The organism is Micromonospora sp. WMMA2032 (assembly GCF_002688545.1).
GTDB lineage: Bacteria > Actinomycetota > Actinomycetes > Mycobacteriales > Micromonosporaceae > Micromonospora > Micromonospora sediminicola.
The window spans coordinates 5,391,187-5,411,419 of the sequence record NZ_CP024052.1; the positions used below are offsets into that span (position 1 = coordinate 5,391,187).

General features: G+C 71.9%; 22 protein-coding genes. 18 read left to right on the forward strand and 4 right to left on the reverse strand.

From position 1 onward, the window contains the following. Positions 1 to 31: 31 nt before the first annotated feature. Positions 32 to 1,504 carry an SDR family oxidoreductase gene (locus CO540_RS25025; RefSeq protein ID WP_099163869.1) on the reverse strand — a complete coding sequence of 491 codons (1,473 nt, stop codon included), beginning with the start codon at positions 1,502 to 1,504 and terminating at the stop codon, positions 32 to 34. A gap of 35 nt (positions 1,505 to 1,539) precedes the next feature. On the opposite strand from CO540_RS25025, the gene glyA reads away from it, so the two are divergent. The 14 genes from glyA to CO540_RS25095 all read left to right on the forward strand — a co-directional run bounded on the left by glyA (position 1,540) and on the right by CO540_RS25095 (position 14,285). Beyond that, positions 1,540 to 2,829: a serine hydroxymethyltransferase gene (gene glyA / locus CO540_RS25030; protein WP_172967932.1), complete on the forward strand. Its 1,290-nt coding sequence runs from the start codon at positions 1,540 to 1,542 to the stop codon at positions 2,827 to 2,829. Next, positions 2,822 to 3,253, forward strand: a complete 432-nt coding sequence (locus CO540_RS25035) for a hypothetical protein (protein WP_099163871.1) — start codon at positions 2,822 to 2,824, stop codon at positions 3,251 to 3,253. The genes glyA and CO540_RS25035 overlap by 8 nt, the downstream gene beginning before the upstream one ends. Before the next feature lie 174 nt (positions 3,254 to 3,427). Further along, positions 3,428 to 3,664 (forward strand): AtpZ/AtpI family protein, encoded by a 237-nt coding sequence (locus CO540_RS25040; protein WP_091577014.1) that lies wholly within the window; start codon positions 3,428 to 3,430, stop codon positions 3,662 to 3,664. An 11-nt stretch (positions 3,665 to 3,675) separates the two neighbouring features. Continuing rightward, entirely contained in the window at positions 3,676 to 4,473 is a 798-nt protein-coding gene (gene atpB / locus CO540_RS25045; RefSeq protein WP_091571229.1) for a F0F1 ATP synthase subunit A, read from the forward strand. 70 nt (positions 4,474 to 4,543) lie between these two features. Beyond that, positions 4,544 to 4,777: an ATP synthase F0 subunit C gene (locus tag CO540_RS25050; RefSeq protein ID WP_091571232.1), complete on the forward strand. Its 234-nt coding sequence runs from the start codon at positions 4,544 to 4,546 to the stop codon at positions 4,775 to 4,777. A gap of 30 nt (positions 4,778 to 4,807) precedes the next feature. Next, positions 4,808 to 5,347, forward strand: coding sequence for a F0F1 ATP synthase subunit B (locus tag CO540_RS25055; protein ID WP_091571235.1), 540 nt, complete (start codon positions 4,808 to 4,810; stop codon positions 5,345 to 5,347). Next, positions 5,347 to 6,168 carry a F0F1 ATP synthase subunit delta gene (locus CO540_RS25060; protein ID WP_099163872.1) on the forward strand — a complete coding sequence of 274 codons (822 nt, stop codon included), beginning with the start codon at positions 5,347 to 5,349 and terminating at the stop codon, positions 6,166 to 6,168. The genes CO540_RS25055 and CO540_RS25060 overlap by 1 nt, the downstream gene beginning before the upstream one ends. Before the next feature lie 85 nt (positions 6,169 to 6,253). Beyond that, on the forward strand, positions 6,254 to 7,906 hold the full coding sequence (gene atpA, locus CO540_RS25065) for a F0F1 ATP synthase subunit alpha (protein WP_099163873.1): 1,653 nt from the start codon (positions 6,254 to 6,256) through the stop codon (positions 7,904 to 7,906). A 4-nt stretch (positions 7,907 to 7,910) separates the two neighbouring features. Next, the gene (locus CO540_RS25070) at positions 7,911 to 8,840 is read left to right on the forward strand and encodes a F0F1 ATP synthase subunit gamma (RefSeq protein WP_099163874.1); all 930 of its coding nucleotides are present in this window, start codon (positions 7,911 to 7,913) and stop codon (positions 8,838 to 8,840) included. Continuing rightward, a complete protein-coding gene (gene atpD / locus CO540_RS25075; protein WP_099163875.1) occupies positions 8,840 to 10,285 on the forward strand; it encodes a F0F1 ATP synthase subunit beta in 1,446 nt (481 codons plus the stop codon). Before CO540_RS25070 ends, atpD begins: the two co-directional genes overlap by 1 nt. 214 nt (positions 10,286 to 10,499) lie before the next feature. Then, on the forward strand, positions 10,500 to 11,642 hold the full coding sequence (locus CO540_RS25080; RefSeq protein WP_099164927.1) for an LCP family protein: 1,143 nt from the start codon (positions 10,500 to 10,502) through the stop codon (positions 11,640 to 11,642). Positions 11,643 to 11,751: 109 nt separating this feature from the next. After that, positions 11,752 to 12,030 carry a F0F1 ATP synthase subunit epsilon gene (locus CO540_RS25085; protein ID WP_047893558.1) on the forward strand — a complete coding sequence of 93 codons (279 nt, stop codon included), beginning with the start codon at positions 11,752 to 11,754 and terminating at the stop codon, positions 12,028 to 12,030. A 12-nt stretch (positions 12,031 to 12,042) separates the two neighbouring features. Then, positions 12,043 to 12,498, forward strand: coding sequence for a DUF2550 domain-containing protein (locus CO540_RS25090; protein ID WP_099163876.1), 456 nt, complete (start codon positions 12,043 to 12,045; stop codon positions 12,496 to 12,498). 1,235 nt (positions 12,499 to 13,733) lie between these two features. Next, positions 13,734 to 14,285, forward strand: a complete 552-nt coding sequence (locus tag CO540_RS25095) for a hypothetical protein (RefSeq protein ID WP_099163877.1) — start codon at positions 13,734 to 13,736, stop codon at positions 14,283 to 14,285. 46 nt (positions 14,286 to 14,331) lie between these two features. On the opposite strand, the gene CO540_RS25100 is transcribed toward CO540_RS25095, so the two are convergent. Next, entirely contained in the window at positions 14,332 to 14,925 is a 594-nt protein-coding gene (locus tag CO540_RS25100; protein WP_216642303.1) for a class I SAM-dependent methyltransferase, read from the reverse strand. Positions 14,926 to 15,054: 129 nt separating this feature from the next. Between CO540_RS25100 and CO540_RS25105 the strand changes: the two genes are divergently transcribed. The 3 genes from CO540_RS25105 (at position 15,055) to CO540_RS25115 (ending at position 17,729) form a co-directional block, all read left to right on the forward strand. Further along, positions 15,055 to 16,230 (forward strand): sensor histidine kinase, encoded by a 1,176-nt coding sequence (locus CO540_RS25105; protein WP_099163878.1) that lies wholly within the window; start codon positions 15,055 to 15,057, stop codon positions 16,228 to 16,230. Next, complete coding sequence (locus CO540_RS25110) at positions 16,227 to 16,919, forward strand: response regulator transcription factor (protein ID WP_099163879.1); 693 nt, start codon at positions 16,227 to 16,229, stop codon at positions 16,917 to 16,919. The genes CO540_RS25105 and CO540_RS25110 overlap by 4 nt, the downstream gene beginning before the upstream one ends. A gap of 81 nt (positions 16,920 to 17,000) precedes the next feature. After that, complete coding sequence (locus tag CO540_RS25115; protein WP_099163880.1) at positions 17,001 to 17,729, forward strand: DedA family protein; 729 nt, start codon at positions 17,001 to 17,003, stop codon at positions 17,727 to 17,729. Positions 17,730 to 17,771: 42 nt separating this feature from the next. Here CO540_RS25115 and CO540_RS25120 read toward each other — a convergent pair whose 3' ends face one another. Next, positions 17,772 to 18,191 carry a VOC family protein gene (locus CO540_RS25120; RefSeq protein WP_099163881.1) on the reverse strand — a complete coding sequence of 140 codons (420 nt, stop codon included), beginning with the start codon at positions 18,189 to 18,191 and terminating at the stop codon, positions 17,772 to 17,774. Further along, positions 18,167 to 18,739: a cob(I)yrinic acid a,c-diamide adenosyltransferase gene (locus tag CO540_RS25125; RefSeq protein WP_047893386.1), complete on the reverse strand. Its 573-nt coding sequence runs from the start codon at positions 18,737 to 18,739 to the stop codon at positions 18,167 to 18,169. Before CO540_RS25125 ends, CO540_RS25120 begins: the two co-directional genes overlap by 25 nt. Here CO540_RS25125 and murA point away from each other — a divergent pair. Continuing rightward, positions 18,738 to 20,168, forward strand: coding sequence for a UDP-N-acetylglucosamine 1-carboxyvinyltransferase (murA, locus tag CO540_RS25130; RefSeq protein WP_099163882.1), 1,431 nt, complete (start codon positions 18,738 to 18,740; stop codon positions 20,166 to 20,168). The two genes, CO540_RS25125 and murA, sit on opposite strands and share 2 nt — an antisense overlap. Positions 20,169 to 20,233 lie beyond the last annotated feature (65 nt).

Sequence of the window (20,233 nt, forward strand, 5' to 3'; positions counted from 1 at the left end):
AAGCCGCGAAAGCCGGGCCGCAACTGCAAGATCAACGGGAAGGGGGGCTCTGTTCGGCGCCTCGGGCTATGTTGCGGGCCATGCCGCCGAAGACGACGGCGTGGAACGGGGCGACCGAGGCCCAGTAGAGGTGGCCGGGGAGGCCGTGCGGGAGGAAGACCGCGCGCTGGACGTAGCGGCTGCGGCCCTCGCCGGTCGGCTCGGCGCGCATCTCCAGCCAGGCCCGGCCGGGCAGCCGCATCTCGGCCCGCAGCCGCAGCAGCTCACCCGGGACGATCTCCTCGACCCGCCAGAAGTCCAGCGCCTCGCCGACCTGGAGCCGGTGCGGGTCGCGCCGGCCCCGGCGCAGCCCGACGCCGCCGACCAGCCGGTCCAGCCAGCCCCGCACCGACCAGGCCAGCGGGAACGAGTACCAGCCGTGCTCGCCGCCGACGCCCTCGATGACCCGCCACAGCGCCGCCGGTGGCGCGTCCACGGCCCGCTCCCGCAGGTCGGTGTAGGTCGTGCCGCCGGACCAGTGCGGGTCCGAGGGCAGCGGCTCGGCCGGCGCGTCCGGCCCGCTCGCGGTCGACCAGCGCGTCTCCACCTGCGCGTCGCGCACCTTCGCCAGCGCCAGCGCGACCGCCTGGTCGAAGCCGGTCAGCCCCTCCGGCGGGTCCGGCACGTAGCGGGCGATGTCGTGTTCGTGCGCCACCGCCTCGTGGACCAGGCTCTCCACCAGCGGCCGGGCGATCGCGTTCGGCACCGGCGTGATCAGGCCGACCCAGTGCGAGGAGAGCGACGGGGTGAGCGGCCGCACCGGCAGGATGAGCCGGCGCCGCAGCCCGGCCACCCGGGCGTAGCGCTGCATCATCTGGGCGAACGTCAGCACGTCCGGGCCGCCGATGTCGAAGCCCCGGTTCACGTCCGGCGGCAGGGAGGCGCAGCCGACCAGGTAGCGCAGCACGTCCCGGACCGCGATCGGCTGGATCCGGTTGCGCACCCAGCGCGGGGTGACCATCGCCGGCAGCCGCTCGGTCAGGTGGCGCAGCATCTCGAACGAGGCCGAGCCGGACCCGATGATCACCGCCGCGCGCAGCACCGCGGTGGGCACGCCGCTGTCCAGCAGGATCCGGCCGACCTCCGCCCGGGACCGCAGGTGCGCCGAGGGCAGCCCCTCCCGTTCCGCCGGCTCCGGCCCGCCCAGGTAGACGATCCGGCGTACGCCGGCGGCGCGCGCCGCCTCGGCGAAGTTCGTCGCCGCCTCCCGGTCGGCCGCCTCGAAGCCGCGCTGGCCCAGCGAGTGGACCAGGTAGTACGCGACGTCCACGCCCTCGAACGCGGCCGGCAGCGTCTCCGGCCGGCTCAGGTCGCCCTCGGCGATCTCCGCCTCGGCCGCCCAGGGCACGTCGCGCAGCCGACCCGCCTTGCGGGCCAGGCAGCGTACGGTGTGCCCCTCGGCCAGCAGCCGGGGCGCCAGGCGCCCGCCGATGTAGCCGGTCGCACCGGTGACGAGGCATCTCACGGCATCCAGTGTGCGGCTCCGTAGACTCCTTCGCTGTGGAGAACGCGAGGGACACCTTCTGGGGACCGGACTTCCAGCAGCTCAGCGCCGTCGACCCGGAGATCGCCGAGGTGGTGCTGGGTGAGCTGGACCGGCTGCGTGGCGGCCTGCAACTGATCGCCAGCGAGAACCTCACGTCGCCGGCGGTGCTGGCCGCGCTCGGCTCCACGCTCACCAACAAGTACGCCGAGGGCTACCCGGGCCGGCGCTACTACGGCGGCTGCGCCGAGGTGGACCGCGCCGAGGAGCTGGGTATCGCCCGGGCCAAGGAGCTGTTCGGCGCCGAGCACGCCAACGTCCAGCCGCACTCCGGGGCGAGCGCCAACCTGGCCGCGTACGCCGCCCTGGTGCAGCCCGGCGACACCGTGCTGGCGATGGACCTGCCGCACGGCGGGCACCTGACCCACGGCAGCCGGGTGAACTTCTCCGGCAAGTGGTTCCACCCGGTCGGCTACCCGGTGCGGCCGGACACCGAGACGATCGACTACGACGAGGTGCGCGACCTGGCCCGGGCGCACCGGCCGAAGCTGATCATCTGCGGCGCGACCGCGTACCCCCGCCTGATCGACTTCGCCCGGTTCCGGGAGATCGCCGACGAGGTCGACGCGTACCTGATGGTGGACGCCGCCCACTTCATCGGCCTGGTGGCCGGCGGCGCGATCCCGTCGCCGGTGCCGCACGCCGACGTGGTCACCGCGACCACCCACAAGGTGCTGCGCGGCCCGCGCGGCGGCATGATCCTGTGCCGGGAGTCGCTCGCCGCCCGGATCGACAAGGCGGTGTTTCCGTTCACCCAGGGCGGCCCGCTGATGCACGCGGTCGCCGCCAAGGCGGTCGCGCTGCGCGAGGCCGCCCAGCCGGAGTTCCGCACCTACGCCGCCCAGGTGATCGGCAACGCCCGCGCGCTGGCCGACGGGCTCGCCGCCGAGGGCCTGCGTCCGGTCTCCGGCGGCACCGACACCCACCTGGCCCTGCTCGACCTGCGGGAGGCCGGCGTGACCGGCGCCCAGGCCGAGGCGCGCTGCGACGCCGCCGGCGTCACGCTCAACAAGAACGCGATCCCGTACGACCCGCAGCCGCCGATGGTCGCCTCCGGCATCCGGGTGGGCACCCCGAGCGTCACCACGCAGGGCATGCGCGAGGGAGAGATGCGGCGGATAGCGGCGTTGGTCGGCCGGGCGGTGCGAACCGATCCGGAGGCGCCCGGGGGCGCCGACGAACTGGCCCGGATCGCCGCCGACGTGACCGAGCTGGTCACCGCGTTCCCGGCGTACCCCCGTGGCTGAGCCGGGGACGCGCGCGGCGGAGGCGGCCGCGGACCGGGGCTGGCGACTGCGTCACCTGCCCGTGCTGCTGGCCGCGGTGGCGGTCGTGGCCGCGGTGGCGGCGGTGGCCGGCGGGGTGTGGCGCGGCGCGGACGGCGCGCTCGGCGCGGCGGCCGGGGTGGCGGTCACGGCGGCCAGCTACACGCTGACCACCGTCGTGCTGGCCTGGGCGGACGCCCGGGACCCGCAGCTCGTGCTGCCGTTCGGGCTGGGCCTCTACGTGGCCAAGATGACCGCGCTGGGCGGGGTGATGGTGCTGGTCGCCTCGACCGGCTGGCCGGGGCTGATCCCGTTCTGCGTGGGCGTCGCGGCGGGTGTCGTGGTCTGGACCGGAGTGCACATCTGGTGGTTGGCCACCGTCCACGCGCGACGGCAGGCGCGCTGAGCTGTCCCACCCTTCGGGCGACGCGCCGGTGTGTCCGCGATCGGTCATTCTCTCAGTGGCGGGGGAGGAGTACGGTGCCTCCAGACGACTTCGCCCGCCCGTGTCCCACACAACCAGGTTGTGCGGGGGGTGAGGCACAACCTCTTCTGCTCGACTGATATCGTTCGCCCCGTCATGGCCGGTGACCAGAAACCCCCCAACACTGGCGGCCCGGGCGACGTTCCGTCCGGTGCCGGTCAGGGTTGGACCGCGCTCTCATACCTCATCGGAGGCATGCTCGTCTGGGGTTTCATCGGCTGGTTGGTCGACCGTTGGCTCGATACCGGCGGCATCGCCACCGGCATCGGGGTCGTGCTCGGCATGGCCGGGGGCATCATCCTGGTCGTCCGCCGGCTGGGCACGCCTACATAGGAAGGGACGCGGTGTTCGGACAGGCGAACGTCCTGGCTCAGGGCCAGGCGGAATTCCCACCGAGCGTGGGGGACTTCTACCTGCCCAGCATCCTGCCCTGGGGTGCGGAGAACTCGTACTGGTTCACCAAGATCACGGCGATGGTGTGGGTCGCCGTCGGTATCTTGATCATCTTCTTCCTGGTCAGCTACCGGAACCCGCAGCTCGTGCCCACCAAGAAGCAGTGGTTCGCCGAATCCATCTACGGCTTCGTGCGCAACAACATCGCGGTGGACATGATCGGGCACGCGGGGGTGCGGTTCGCGCCGTACTTCACCACGCTCTTCTGCTTCATCCTGCTGACGAACTTCTTCGCGATCGTGCCGTTCTTCCAGATCTCGCCGAACTCGCACATCGCCTTCCCGGCCTTCCTCGCCGTGATCAGCTACGTGATGTTCAACTACGTGGGCATCCGGCACCACGGCTTCGTGAAGTACTTCAAGAACTCTCTGGTTCCGCCGGCGCCCTGGTTCATCCTGCCGCTGCTGATCCCGATCGAGCTCTTCTCGACTTTCATCGTCCGGCCGTTCTCGCTGGCCGTCCGTCTCTTCGCGAACATGTTCGCCGGCCACATGCTCCTGCTGGTCTTCACGCTCGGCGGGTTCGCCATGATCAGCGCCAACGCCTGGCTGGCACCGGTCTCGGTACTGTCCTGGACGATGACGATCGCGCTGACCTTCCTCGAGTTCCTGGTGATCTGTCTGCAGGCGTACGTCTTCACGGTGCTGACCGCCAGCTACGTGCAGGGCGCCCTCGCCGACGAGCACTGATCCGATCTTTCGCACCAACCGTTGTCGTCCCGCGTGACCGTCACGCGTGATAACCAGGAGGAACCAACCAATGGACATCTACGCCGCGGTAGAGGGCAGCACCGCCGCCATCGGCTACGGTCTCGCGGCCATCGGCCCGGGCATCGGCGTGGGCCTGGTCTTCTCGGCCTACATCCAGTCGACCGCCCGTCAGCCGGAGTCGTCCCGGATGACCCTGCCGTACGTCTGGATCGGCTTCGCCGTCATCGAGGCCCTGGCGCTGCTGGGCATCGCGTTCGGCTTCATCTGGCAGGGCCAGCTCTAATCCAGCCCCCCTTCGACCGGGAGGTCTTCCATGTTCTTCCTCGCCGCTGAGGGTGGTGAGACGACCCACAACCCGATCATTCCCGTCTGGGAGGAGATCGTGGTCGGTGGGATCGCCTTCATCGTGCTCTGCTTCGTGCTGATGAAGTTCGTCTTCCCGCGCATGGAGCAGACGTTCCAGGCCCGGGTCGACGCGATCGAGGGTGGCATCAAGCGCGCCGAGGCCGCCCAGGCCGAGGCCAACCAGCTGCTCGAGCAGTACCGGGCGCAGCTCGCGGAGGCGCGTACCGACGCCGCCAAGATCCGCGACGACGCCCGGGCCGACGCCGAGGGCATCCGTCAGGACATCCTCGCCAAGGCGCGCGAGGAGTCCGACCGGGTCATCGCGGCCGGCAAGGAGCAGCTCGCCGCCGAGCGGGCCACCATCGTGCGCGAGCTGCGCACCGAGGTCGGCACCATCGCGGTGGACCTGGCCAGCAAGATCGTCGGTGAGTCGCTGGCCGACGAGGCGCGTCGCAAGGGCACCGTGGACCGGTTCCTGAGCGGTCTCGAGAGCACGGGGGCCCGCTGATGCAGGCCGCCAGCCGGGAGTCGTACAAGGTCGGGGCCGAGCGCCTCGACGCGTACGCCCGCGGCGCGGAGCCGTCGGCGGTGGCCTCCACCGCCGACGACATCCTCTCCGTCGCCGCCCTGCTGCGGCGCGAGCCGCGGCTGCGCCGGGCGCTCTCCGACCCGGCCCGCTCGGGCGAGGACCGCAGCGCGCTGCTCACCGGGATCCTGGGCGGCAAGGTCGGCGCGGACGCGCTCGACCTGCTCACCACGCTGGTCTCCGGCCGCTGGTCGGCCCCGTCCCAGCTGCTCGACGGCGTCGAGCGGCTGGGCGTGGAGGCGCTCCTGGCGAGCGCCGACTCGGCCGGCGAGCTGGGCGAGGTCGAGGACGAGCTGTTCCGCTTCGGGCAGGTCGTCTCCGGCTCCACCGAGCTGTCCAACGCGCTCTCCGACCCGATGGCCCCGGTCGAGCGGCGGGCCACCCTGGCCCAGCAGCTGCTCTCCGGCAAGGCCCGGCCGGTCACCGTCCGCCTCGTCGAGGTCGCGCTCGCCGGCTTCGGGGGGCGCTCCTTCAGCGGAGCGCTGACCCGGCTGGTCGAGCTGGCCGCCGACCGGCGGGACCGGCAGGTCGCGTACGTGACCGTGGCGGCCCCGCTGACCGACGAGGAGGAGCGACGCCTCGGTGCCCGCCTCACCGAGATGTACGGTCGGGAGGTGTCCGTCAAGCAGACGGTCGACCCCGACGTGCTCGGCGGGGTGCGCGTACGGGTCGGCTCCGACCTGTACGACGGCACCGTCCTGCGCCGCCTCAACGAGACCCGCAACGCGCTCGCGAAGCGCTGACCAGCGTCTTAGCAGCCCTGATTCGACGCCATCGGACCGGTCGGTACTAGGTATCCCGGGCCCCTGAACTTTAAGGAAGCAGAGGATGGCCGAGCTGACCATCTCGACGGAGGAGATCCGCGGCGCCCTGGAGCGCTACGTCTCCTCCTACTCGACCGACGTCTCCCGCGAGGAGGTCGGCACCGTCGCCGACACCGGTGACGGCATCGCCCACGTCGAGGGCCTGCCCTCGACCATGACCAACGAGCTCCTGGAGTTCGAGGACGGCACGCTCGGCGTGGCGCTGAACCTCGACGTCCGGGAGATCGGTGTCGTCGTCCTGGGTGACTCCGCCAAGCTGGAGGAGGGGCAGCGCGTCAAGCGCACCGGCCGGGTGCTCTCGGTTCCGGTCGGCGACGCCTTCCTCGGCCGCGTGGTCAACGCCCTCGGCGACCCGATCGACGGCCTCGGCGACATCGCCAACGAGGGTTACCGCGAGCTGGAGCTCCAGGCCCCGAACGTGATGGCCCGGCAGTCGGTGTTCGAGCCGCTGCAGACCGGCATCAAGGCCGTCGACGCGATGACCCCGATCGGCCGTGGCCAGCGCCAGCTGATCATCGGCGACCGGAAGACCGGCAAGACCACGGTCGCCCTGGACGCGGTGCTCAACCAGCGCGACAACTGGCGCTCCGGCGACCCGACCAAGCAGGTCCGCTGCATCTACGTCGCGATCGGCCAGAAGGCCTCCACCATCGCCTCCATCAAGGGGACGCTGGAGGAGGCCGGCGCGATGGAATACACCACCATCGTCGCCTCCCCGGCCTCCGACCCGGCCGGCTTCAAGTACCTCGCGCCCTACACCGGCTCGTCCATCGGGCAGCACTGGATGTACGGCGGCAAGCACGTCCTGATCATCTTCGACGACCTGAGCAAGCAGGCCGAGGCGTACCGCGCCGTGTCGCTGCTGCTGCGCCGCCCGCCGGGCCGCGAGGCCTACCCGGGTGACGTCTTCTACCTGCACTCCCGCCTGCTGGAGCGCTGCGCGAAGCTCTCCGACGAGCTGGGCGGCGGCTCGATGACCGGCCTGCCGATCATCGAGACCAAGGCGAACGACATCTCGGCGTTCATCCCGACCAACGTCATCTCGATCACCGACGGCCAGATCTTCCTCGAGACCGACCTGTTCAACCAGGGCGTCCGACCGGCCATCAACGTCGGCACCTCGGTGTCCCGGGTCGGTGGCGCCGCGCAGGTGAAGCCGATGCGCAAGGTCGCCGGTTCGCTCCGGCTGAACCTGGCCCAGTACCGGGAGCTGGAGGCGTTCGCCGCCTTCGCGTCCGACCTGGACCGGGCGTCGCAGAACCAGCTGAACCGTGGCGCCCGCCTGGTCGAGCTGCTCAAGCAGCCGAACTACTCGCCGTACCCGGTGCAGGAGCAGGTCGTCTCCGTCTGGGCCGGCGTCGAGGGCAAGCTCGACGACGTCCCGGTCGGCGAGATCCGCCGCTTCGAGTCGGAGTTCCTGCAGTACCTCCGGCACAAGCACGAGGGCGTGCTCGCGGCGATCGCGGACAACAAGTGGGACGACGACATCATCTCCTCGCTGGACTCGGCCATCGCCGAGTTCAAGCAGGTCTTCCTGGGCAAGGAGGACGAGGTCCGGGTCAACGACGCGCCGGCGCAGCCGCTGGAGGGCGAGGAGACCCGCGAAACGGTGACCCGCTTCCGCGACGGCACCACCGACCGCCCGGCCGAGAGCTGATCCGATGGCCGCCCAGGTACGCGTTCTCCGACAGCGGATCCGTTCCGCCAAGGGGATGAAGAAGATCACCAAGGCGATGGAGCTCGTCGCGACGAGCCGCATCGCCAAGGCCCAGGCCAAGGTGGCGGCCTCGCTGCCGTACGCCGAGGCGATCACCGGCGTGCTGACGGCGCTGGCCTCGAACGCGCGGATCGACCACCCGCTGCTCACCCCGCGCGAGCGGGTGCGGCGGGCGGGCGTCCTGCTGGTCACGTCCGACCGGGGTCTGGCCGGCGGCTACAGCTCGAACGCGATCCGGACCGCCGAGTCGCTGATCGCCCGGCTCCGCGCCGACGGCAAGGAGCCGGTGCTCTACGTCATCGGTCGCAAGGGCGTGGCGTACTACCGGTTCCGCAACCGGGAGATCGCCGGCAGCTGGACCGGATTCTCGGAGCAGCCGTCGTTCGAGGACGCCCGCGAGGTCGGTGAGACGCTGATCAAGGCGTTCACCGCCGGCGCGGACGACACCGACGGCAGCGCCGGCGCGGACGGGATCCTCGGGGTCGACGAGCTGCACATCGTCTACACCGAGTTCAAGTCCCTGATGACGCAGAACCCGGTGACCCGGATCGTCGGCCCGATGCAGGTCGAGGACCGCCCGCGGTCCGAGGGCCTGCTTCCGGCGTACGAGTTCGAGCCGGAGCCGGAGTCGCTGCTCGACGCCCTGCTGCCGAAGTACATCAACACGCGGATCTACGCGGCGTTGCTGGAATCGGCGGCGAGCGAGTCGGCCGCCCGTCGGCGGGCGATGAAGAGCGCCACCGACAACGCCGAAGAGATGATCGAGAAGTACACGCGCGAGATGAACTCGGCCCGTCAGGCCGGGATCACCCAGGAGATCAGTGAGATCGTCGGCGGCGCGAACGCGCTGGCCGCGTCGGGAAGTGAAGTGTGATGACTGTATCCGCAGTTGAGACCAAGACGGCCACGGGTCGCGTGGTCCGGGTCATCGGCCCGGTCGTCGACGCCGAGTTCCCGCGTGACGCGATGCCGGAGTTGTTCAACGCCCTGCACGTCGACGTGACGCTCTCCGGTGGTGAGAAGACGCTGACCCTGGAGGTCGCCCAGCACCTGGGTGACAACCTGGTCCGCGCCATCTCGATGCAGCCGACCGACGGTCTGGTCCGCGGCACCGACGTGCGGGACACCGGCGCCCCGATCAGCGTGCCGGTCGGCGACGCGGTCAAGGGCCACGTGTTCAACGCGATCGGCGAGTGCCTCAACCTCACCGAGGGCGAGACGATCAACGCCGACGACCACTGGGGCATCCACCGCAAGGCTCCGGCCTTCGCGGACCTGGAGCCGAAGACCGAGATGCTGGAGACCGGCATCAAGGTCATCGACCTGCTCGCCCCGTACGTCAAGGGCGGCAAGATCGGCCTGTTCGGCGGCGCGGGCGTGGGCAAGACGGTGCTCATCCAGGAGATGATCACCCGGGTGGCCCGGAACTTCGGTGGTACCTCGGTCTTCGCCGGCGTGGGTGAGCGCACCCGTGAGGGCAACGACCTCATCGCCGAGATGACCGAGTCGGGCGTCATCGACAAGACCGCGCTGGTCTACGGCCAGATGGACGAGCCGCCGGGCACCCGGCTGCGGGTCGCGCTCTCCGCGCTCACCATGGCGGAGTACTTCCGCGACGTGAAGAAGCAGGAGGTGCTGCTCTTCATCGACAACATCTTCCGCTTCACCCAGGCCGGTTCCGAGGTCTCCACGCTGCTCGGCCGCATGCCGAGCGCCGTGGGTTACCAGCCGACCCTGGCCGACGAGATGGGCGAGCTCCAGGAGCGGATCACCTCCGTCCGGGGCCAGGCCATCACCTCGATGCAGGCGATCTACGTGCCCGCCGACGACTACACCGACCCGGCGCCGGCCACCACGTTCGCCCACCTCGACGCGACCACCAACCTGGAGCGGTCGATCTCCGACAAGGGCATCTACCCGGCCGTGGACCCGCTGGCGTCCTCGTCCCGGATCCTCGCCCCGGAGTTCGTGGGCGAGGAGCACTTCGCCGTCGCCACCGAGGTGAAGCGGATCCTGCAGCGCTACAAGGACCTGCAGGACATCATCGCCATCCTCGGCATCGAGGAGCTCTCCGAGGAGGACAAGCTCACCGTCGGCCGCGCCCGCCGGATCGAGCGGTTCCTCTCGCAGAACACCTACGCCGCCGAGCAGTTCACCGGCGTCCCGGGCTCGACGGTTCCGATCGCGGAGACCATCGACGCCTTCCGCCGGATCAGCGAGGGGGAGTTCGACCACTTCCCGGAGCAGGCGTTCTTCATGTGCGGTGGCCTGGAGGACCTCAAGGCCAAGGCCAAGGAGCTGATGGGTGAGGAGGGCTGAGAGCCCGATCACACCCACGGAGGCCGCCCCGACGATCGTCGGGGCGGCCTTCGCCTGTTCAGGGCGCCTCTCTACCAGATGCCCGGTTCACCGGCAAGCGGTTCGCCGACGCGCGCGGTACCGTTCCTGACACGACTTCACATCCCGACCGTCGATCTCTGCAACGAAACGGACCCCCGCGCCCGTCTCCTCCTCGTGGGCGCGACGATTGGAGATGCTCGTGGGTAAGGGCGGCACGGACCGCGGCAAGCGGTCCATGTGGCGTGGCGTGCCCCGGTGGGCCCGCGTCAGCACCATCCTCGGCATCGTCATGATGGTGCTCAGCGGCTCGGTGCTGGTGGGCTATCACGCCCTGGTCGCCCGCTACGAGGGCTCGGTCGGCAAGGGCGACCTCTTCGGCGACCAGGCGGCCGGCGCGACGGAGAAGAAGAGCGACATCAAGGGGCCGCTCAACATCCTCCTGGTCGGCGTGGACCCCCGCACCCCGACGGCCCGCCCGCTCTCCGACTCGATCATGATCCTGCACGTGCCGGCCGGCATGGACCGGGGCTACCTCTTCTCGCTCCCGCGCGACCTGCGGGTGGAGATCCCGGCCTTCCCCAAGGCCGACTACGCCGGCGGCACCGACCGGATCAACGCCGCCATGTCCCACGGCAGCAACGTGCCGGGCAAGAACCCGAGCGCGGCGCAGGGCTTCGAACTGCTCGCGAAGACCGTCCAGCAGGTCACCGGCATCAAGCGCTTCGACGCCGGCGCCATCATCAACTTCAGCGGGTTCAAGAAGATCGTCGACGCCATGGGCGGCGTCGACATGTACATCGAGCGGGACGTCAAGTCCGAGCACCTCAAGCCGGACGGCACGCCCCGCCAGCTCAAGCCCGGCGGCGGGGGCTACCTCGGCCCGCAGGCCAAGTACGAGAAGGGCAACGCCCACCTGAACGGCTGGCAGGCCCTGGACTACGTGCGGCAGCGCTACCCGAAGAACGGTGTACCGGACGCGGACTACGGCCGGCAGCGGCACCAGCAGCAGTTCGTCAAGGCGATGGTGAGCCAGGCGTTCAGCGCCGACGTGGTGGCCAACCCGATCAAGCTGGACCGGGTGCTGCGCGCGGCCGGGCAGTCGCTGATCTTCAACGGCCGAGGCAACAGCGTGGTCGACTTCGGAGTGGCACTGAAGGGCATCCGCCCCGACGCGATCGAGACGATCAAGCTGCCGGGCGGCCCGATCGGCAGCGGCAGCGCCTACCGAGGTGAGCAACTGCTGCCCCCGGCCGACGACTTCTTCGCGGCCCTGCGCGCCGAGCAGCTGGACGCGTTCCTGCTGGAGCACCCCGACTTCAAGCAGAAGACCAAGTAGCCTGAGCGGGTGCGGGGCCGTCGTGGCCCGGCTCTCACCACCCGCGTTGGGTGGGCGGCGGGGGCGCGACTAGACTTTCGGCAATCCGCCGCCGCAGCAAGGAGACAGCGTGGCACAGCAGCTTCACGTCGAGCTCGTAGCCGTCGAGGAGAAGGTCTGGACCGGCGAGGCCGAGATGGTCGTCGCCCGGACGACCGAGGGTGAGCTTGGTGTGCTGCCGGGGCACGCGCCCCTGCTCGGCCAGCTCGCGGAGCCCAGCCAGGTGCGCATCAAGCAGGCCGGTGGCCAGCAGGTCGCGTACGACGTCGCCGGCGGCTTCCTGTCGGTGACCGGCGAGGGCGTGACCGTCCTGGCCGAGAGCGCCACCCCGGCCACCCCGGCCCGCTGAGCCGACCCGCCGATGGAGATCGTCGAAGGGATCGGAATCGGCGTCGCGGTCGTCGTCGTCGCGCTTCTGGTTCTCTTCGTCCGGCGGGCCCTGTTCACCCGTAGCGGGGGCATCATCCGACTGAGCGTCCGGGTCACCACGGTGCTCGACGGTCGCGGATGGTCCCCCGGCTTCGGTCGCTTCGTCGGCGACGAACTCCGCTGGTACCGCATGTTCAGCTTCGCGCTCCGCCCGAAGCGGGTGCTCTCCCGCAAGGGGCTCGCGGTGGAGCGGCGCCGGTTGCCCGAAGGGCAGGAGCGCCTCTCCATGCCGTCCGACTGGGTGATCCTCCGCTGTACCAGTCACCACGCTCCGGTCGAGATCGCCATGGCGCGCTCCACGGTCACCGGATTTCTCTCCTGGCTCGAGGCCGCCCCTCCGGGGGCGGTCTCGCCGCGTCTGGCCTCTCAGGACTGGCCCGCCGCCTGACCCCAGCCATCGTCCGAGCGGTCCGACTGACTCCGCTGCGGCGAGGTGGCGGGATCACCCCCGGCCGGACACACCATCTCCACGTCGTTGCGCTCCGCCTCCCCACGCGGGCGCCGCTTCCGTCCCGGTCCCGGCACCGAACTAGGCGTCGCGAGATCTTGGAAGCTGAGCGCCCTCCTGGCGGCCCTTACCTTTCAAGATCTCGCCCTGTCGCCACGCGCCCGCCCCCGCGCCCTCCCTCCTCGACCGACTGGTTGATCAAGGAGTTTGTGTAGTGCCTCCGGGCGATTGTCGACACAAACTCCTTGATCGACGTGCCGTGGGGGTTTGTGGGTGGTGGGTGGAACGTGGCGGGGTCGGGATGCGCCCGTGGTGTTCCACTCGCGGGGTTGGCTTGCGCCGGGGGGAACGGTGTGGGTGTCTGCGGGGGCGGGACACCCCATGGCGTTCCACCCGTGGGTCTGCCGGGCGTTGGATGGAACGCCGTGGGTGTCTCGATGGCCGGGACACACCCACTGCGTTCCACCGATAGGGCTGGCGGGCGCTGGGTGGAACGTCATGGGTGCCTCGGCGGCCGGGATGCACCCATGGTGTTCCACTGGCCGGGCTGGCGGGCGCTGGGTGGAACGTCATGGGTGTCTCGGCGGCCGGGATGCACCCATGGTGTTCCACTGGCCGGGCTGGCGGGCGCTGGGTGGAACGTCATGGGTGTCTCGGCGGCCGGGATGCACCTATGGTGCTCCACTCGCGGGGTTGGCGAGCGCTGGGTGGAACGTCATGGGTGTCTCCGCGGCCGGGTGCACCCATTGGTGTTCCACGCACGGGGTTGGCGGCCGGTGGGTGGAACGTCATGGGTGTCTGCGGGGTTCCGGATGCACCCGTGGTGGTCCACCCGCGCGGCCTGTGTGGGGTGGGTGTCCGGTTCGGTGGTGGTGGGCGGCACCCCGGGCGCGGAATCGTCGTGGGCCGGGCGGCGTTGTAGACGGGTGAACGACCGAGCAGGCGACCCCCCGAGGCCGCCGCCGCGCCTGCGGGAATGACGGCAGGCCGCCGGTCGTTACACATCATCCGGCGCCGCGTGCAGGCCCCCCGGCCCCGCGAGCCAGCCGGACACCCGGCCCCCGTGAACTGGCCCCCCGGCCCCACGAGCCTGCCGGATCCCCTCAAGACTTTTCGCGCGCCTGACGGTGCCCACACCCCCCCCGGTGTGTTGACCCCCGAATGGAGCCCCTCTGATGAACACGATCCTGCGTAAGAGCGTTCTCGGTATTGCTGGTCTGGCCTTCACCGGTGGTGTGTTCGCCGGTCCGGTCGCCGCCCACGCCGACACCGCCCACACCGCCGCCAAGCCGGTCGTGGCTGTCGCGTCCGTGCAGGGTGAGCAGTCGCGCATCGACCTGAACGACGAGCAGCTGGCGAACGCGAAGGCGATCATCGCCGCGACGAAGAAGGCCGGTCTGCCGGAGCGGGCCGCGGTCATCTCGATCGCCACCAGCCTGCAGGAGTCGAAGCTGGAGAACCTGGGCCACCTCGGCGACAAGAATGACCACGACTCGCTGGGCCTGTTCCAGCAGCGCCCGTCCTCGGGTTGGGGCACGCCGGAGCAGATCACCGACCCCGAGTACTCGACCCTGGCGTTCCTCAAGGGCCTGAAGCAGGTCGACGGCTGGGACAAGATGCCGCTGACCGAGGCCGCGCAGACCGTCCAGGTCTCCGCCTACCCCGACGCCTACGCGCAGTGGGAGAAGCAGGCCACCGACATCGTGGCCCAGCACTGGACCAAGTAAGACCGAAGGCCGGCACCCCGAACACGGGGTGCCGGCCTTTCGCATGTCAGCGCGGCACGGGCCGGCGGCAGTGGTAGACCAGGGCCGGTGGCACGTTCGACCAGACCGTCCGGCCGACGGTCACCTCCTCGAAGGCTCCGGTCAGCAGCCGTCGGAAGCGACGGGCCGGCCGCGTCGCGAGCGCGTGCCGGTACGCGAACGTGGTGAACGCGCCGCTCGGCCGGAGCGTCCGCAGCACCGCGTCGAGGACGGCGAGTTGACGCCCCGCGCCGAACGCCGCCCACGGCAGCCCGCTCACCACCACGTCGGCGGCGGGCAGGTGCCGGTCGGACAGCACCCGGTCGAGGGTGGCGGCGTCCGCGCGGATGACCTGTACGGCCGGGTGACGTCGGGAGAGCGCGGCGGCGAAGCTGGGGTTCACCTCGACCGCCAGGTGCTGGCCGCGTCCGGCCAGCCGCTGCTGGATGGTCCGGGTGAAGGCACCGGTGCCGGGGCCGAGTTCGACCACCAGCGGCTGTCCGGTCCGGGGGACGGCGGCGGTGATGTCCCGGGCCAGCGCCGATCCGCTGGGCAGCACCGCGCCGGTGGCGAGCGGGTGCCGGGCGAACTGGCCGAGGAAGGCGGGGGCGTCGCTGATCACGGTCACCGACGCTAGGCGGGCGTACGCGGTCGGGGTCTCGTGCGGTGGGCCGGCACACCGGCCAGTCGGAGGAGGGGCACCGGCCGGTGGAAGGGCCGACCTGCCCTTCCCGCTCCGTATCGTGGCCGCATGAGGGGCGGGCGGTGGACCGGGTGGCCCGAGCTGCTGCTCGGGCTCGGCACGGCCGCCCTGGGTCTGATCAGCACCCGGATCGTGATACCCGGCATCCCGCGCGAGGCGTGGGCCGGCGTCTTCGCGGTGCTCGCCGGGCTCCTCCTGATCGGGGTGCGCCGCTGGCCGTGGCCGGTGCTGCTCGCCACGTCGGCGCTGCTGGTCGTCGCCGACACGGTGACGGTGACCGGTGCGGACACCGCCCAGTTCGCCGCCTCGGTGGCGTTGGGCTACGTCGCGTACCGCTCGGGATGGCCGGGCACCGCCGTCGCGTACGGGCTCTTCCTGGCGGTGACGCTGGTCAACGTGATCGACCCGGGGAACGCGGAGTTGCTCCGTGGTGGTGTCGGCGTGCTCCGGGTGCTGATGCTGGCCGGGTTCGCCGCCGCGCCGGTGACGTTCGGCCGCTATCTGCGCGGGGTACGGCAGGCGGCGGCGGCGGCCGAGGAGCGGGCCCGGGAGGCCGAGGAGCGGCGGACGACCGAGGCGCGGATGGTCCGGCTGACCGAGCGGACGGCCATCGCCCGCGACCTGCACGACATCGTCGCCCACCACGTCGCGGCGATCGCGCTGCGGGCCGGGTCGGCGCGGTACGCCGTGCAGCACACCGGCCGGCCGGAGGAGGCGGTGACGGCGCTCGGCGAGTTGCGCGACACCGCCGGGCAGGTGCTGGACGAGTTGCGGGAACTGCTGGAGGTGCTCCGCGACCCGGACGCGGTGGAACCGGCGGAGTCGCAGGTCGAGCCGGTCCAGGTGATCCGCGACGCGGCCCGGCGGGTACGCGAGGCCGGCCTGGCGGTGCAGGTGCGGATGCCGGAGATGCTGCACCGGGTGCCGTTGGTGGTCGGGACGACCGCGGCCCGGGTCGTGCAGGAGGCGTTGACCAACAGCCTGAAGCACGCCGGGCCGGGCGCGGTCGTCTCGGTCGACGTCCGGGTGACCGACGGGGCGCTCCTCCTGGAGGTGCTGGACAGCGGCCCGGCGCGCCCGCGTACCCGGCTGCCCGTGTCGGGCCACGGCCTGCGCGGCATGCGCGAGCGGGTCGGCCTGCTCGGTGGGACGCTCGTCGCGGGCGGCACCGACGGCGGCGGCTGGCGGCTACGGGTCCGACTGCCGATCAGGGAGAACGAATGATCAGAGTGCTGGTGGTCGACGACCAGGCCCTTGTCCGCGCCGGCGTGGGCCTGGTGCTGCGGACGGCCGGCGGCTTCGAGGTGGTCGGCGAGGCGGGGGACGGGCACGAGGCGGTCCGGCTCGCCGAGCGGCTGCGGCCGGACGTCATCCTGATGGACCTGCGGATGCCCCGGCTCGACGGCATCGAGGCGACCCGGCGGATCCTGCGGCAGCAGCCGGCGGCCCGGGTGCTGGTGCTGACCACGTTCGCCGACGACGCGAACGTCTACGGTGCGCTCGGCGCCGGCGCGCAGGGCTACCTGGTGAAGGACGGCGCCCCCGAGGATCTGGTCGACGCGGTGCGGCGGGCGGCATCCGGTGAGCCGCTGCTCGCCGCGCCGGTGTTGGCCCGGGTGCTGCGCCGGGCGCTCGCCGCGCACGACCGCGAGCGCGCCCCGGACCCGGCCGCCGCCGGGCTCGGCCTGCTCACGCCCCGGGAGCGGGAGGTGCTGGCGCTGGTCGGCGCGGGGCTGTCCAACGCCGAGATCGGGGCGCGGCTGCACCTCGGGGTGACCACGGTGAAGACCCACGTCTCGGCCGCGATGGAGAAGCTGGAGCTGCGCAACCGGGTCCAGGCCGCGGTGGTGGCGCACCGGCTCGGCCTGGTCGACGACGGCTTCAACCCGGTGCCGGATCCGGGTGGACCCTAGGGCGACGACCGGCCACCCGGAGGACCCGGCCCGACCGTGGGCAGGACGTCGTCGCCCGGCCGGGGCGCGACGCTGGTAGGCATGACCTTCCCGGATTCCCTGGTGGACCGGCTCGACGCGCTGCCGCCGGGCCTCCTGCTGCTGGTCGCGGCGGCGGTGCTCGCCGGCGAGGTGGGGCTGCTGGCCGGTGTGGTGCTGCCGGCCGCGACCACCATGCTGACGGTCGGGTTGCTGGCCCGCGCCGGTCGCGTCGACCTGGGCGTCGCGCTGGCGGTGACCACCGCCGCCGCGTTCGCCGGGGACCAGCTCGGCTATCTGGAGGGGCGGCTGCTCGGCCCGAGGCTGCGGCGCGGACCGCTGGGCCGTCGGGTGGGGGAGGAACGGTGGCGGCGCGCCGAGGCGCTGGTCGCCGCCAAGGGTGGGAGCGCCGTGCTGCTCGGCCGCTGGACCGCGTTCGTCCGGACGCTGGTGCCCCGGGTGGCGGGGGCCGCCGGCCTGCCGTACCGCCGGTTCGTGCTCGCCGACGGCCTGGCGGTGGTCGTCTGGGTGCCCGGCACGGTGCTCGTCGGTTGGGCGGCCGGCGGCCTGCCGGCCGGTGTGCCGGCCGCCGCCGGGGTGGCGGTGGTCGCGGCGGTCGCGCTCGCGCTGGGGTTCCGGCGGCTGCGGGTACGCCGACGGCGCGCCGTCCGTCGTGCCTGCACCGGGCCGGTCCGCGGCCGGAGCGGCCCGACCCGCCGCCGGCCGGGCTCGCGGCGGCCGGGGGCCGGTCGGACCGCGCCCGTCCGCCGGGGCGCGATCGACCGGTGCTGAGGTCGGGCGGGGGCGTGGGGCGGTGTCACCCGCGCCCCCGGATCAGCTCGTCTCGCCGACCAACTCGACCTCGTAACCCTGACCGTCGGTCAGGTAGGCGGCGTAGCTGTCCGGGCCGCCCGCGTGCGGGTGCCGGTCCGGGAAGAGCAGCGTCCAGCCGTGCTCGGGCGCGCCGGCGACCAGGCGGTCGACGGCCGCCGGCGGGCCGGCGTGGAAGGCCAGGTGGTTGAGGCCCGGCGCGAGCCGGTCGTGGGTCCGGCCGGTGAGCGCCGGCGACTCCTCCAGCACCAGGTAGGTGGGCCCGTGCCGCCAGGACCGGCCGGCCGGCCAGTTCTGGTACGGGGCCCAGCCCAGCTCGCCGAGAAGCCAGCCCCACGAACGACTGGCCGCCTCCAGGTCGGGTACCCAGACCTCCACGTGGTGCAGGCCGCCGACGGTCAGCGCTTCCCGCCCGGCACCCATAGCACGTCTCCGTCCGGATTTGCCGTTCTTGACAGGATAAAGAGCAGATCGGAGAGCCGGTTGAGATACTTTGCCGGGAGGGGGCTGGTCCGATCGGGGTCGTGTGCGACCAGCGCCCATGCCGCACGCTCGGCGCGCCGGGCGGTCGTCCGTGCCACGTGCAGCAGTGCCGCGCCTGCGGTGCCGCCGGGGAGGATGAAGGAGTCGAGCTTGCTCAGGCGCGCGTTGTACTCGTCGCACCAGCCTTCGAGGCGCTCGACGTACTCCTCGGTGACCCGCAGCGGCGGATACTTCGGGTCCGGCTCCACCGGCGTGGCCAGGTCCGCGCCGACGTCGAACATGTCGTTCTGCACGGACTCCAGCACTGCCCGCAGCTCGTCCGGGAGCTGCCCCAGGGCGAGCGCGACGCCGATCGAGGCGTTGCACTCGTCCACGTCGGCGTACGCGGCGATCCGCGGATCGGTCTTCGGCACCTGCTCGTTGTTGCTCAGCCTGGTCATGCCGGCGTCGCCGGCCTTGGTGTAGATGCGCGTGAGGTGGACGGCCATGACGCACAGCCTACGGATACCGGACCTGACGATCCCGGTGCGGCCGGACCGGCCGACCGCGGTGGGGCCGGGTGACGCCGGCGACCCGGCGATCAGCGACGTCGACGTCATCCGGGTACGGGGGGACGCCCGGCTGGCCGGCACCGTGCACGTGGTGGGTGCGAAGAACTCGGCGTTGAAGCTGATGGCCGCCGCGCTGCTCGCGCCCGGCCGCAGCGTGATCACCAACGTGCCCCGGATCACCGACATCGCGATCATGGGCGAGGTGCTGCGCCGGCTCGGCTGCGGCGTACGCTTCGGCCCGGACGACCCGGTCGACCCGATGGTGGCCCGCGGCGGTGTGGAACGGTCCCGCTCGGTCGTCATCGACGTGCCGGAGCGACCCGGCGCGGAGGCCGACTACGACCTGGTCCGCCGGCTGCGCGCGTCGATCTGCGTGCTCGGCCCGCTGCTCGCCCGTCGGGGCTACGTCCGGGTGGCCCACCCCGGGGGCGACGCCATCGGCTCGCGCGGCCTGGACATGCACATCGCCGGCCTGGCCCGGATGGGCGCGGAGATCTCCGGCGAGCACGGCTTCGTCATCGCCGAGGCCCCGGACGGCCTGCACGGCGCGGACATCGTGCTGGACTTCCCGAGCGTGGGCGCCACCGAGAACCTGGTGATGGCGGCGGTGCTGGCCCGGGGCGGCACGACGATCGACAACGCGGCCCGGGAGCCGGAGATCGTCGACATCTGCACCATGCTCAACCGGATGGGCGCGCGGATCTCCGGCGCCGGCAGCTCGACGCTGCACATCGTCGGCGTACCCGAGCTGCGTCCGGTCCGCCACGCCACGGTGGGGGACCGGATCGTCGCCGGCACCTGGGCGTTCGCGGCCGCGATGACCCGGGGGGACGTCACCGTGACCGGCGTCGACCCGGCCTACCTGGAGGTCGCGCTGGACAAGCTGGTCACGGCCGGCGGCCTGGTGGAGACCCGGGGCGACGGCTTCCGGGTACGGATGGACGACCGCCCCAGGGCGGTCGACGTGGTCACGCTGCCGTACCCGGGCTTCGCCACCGACCTGCTGCCGATGGCGATCGGCCTGGCGGCGGTCAGCGACGGCGGCTCGCTGATCACCGAGAACATCTTCGACGGCCGGTTCATGTTCGCCAACGAGATGATGCGGCTCGGCGCGGAGATCCGCACCGACGGGCACCACGCGCTGGTCTGCGGCCGGGAGCGGCTCTCCGGCGCCCCGGTACGCGCCACCGACATCCGGGCCGGCGCCGGCCTGATCATCGCCGGGCTGTGCGCCGACGGGACGACCGAGGTCTCGCACGTGCACCACGTGGACCGGGGCTACCCGGACTTCGTGGCGGATCTGCGGGCGCTCGGCGTCGAGGTGGAGCGCGGCACCGCGCCGGAGGAACCCGACCTGGCCATCTGACGGCCCTTATCCCTCGTTAAGTAGGGTTCTGGAGGACATTCCAGAACACGGCGAGGGAGAAGCAG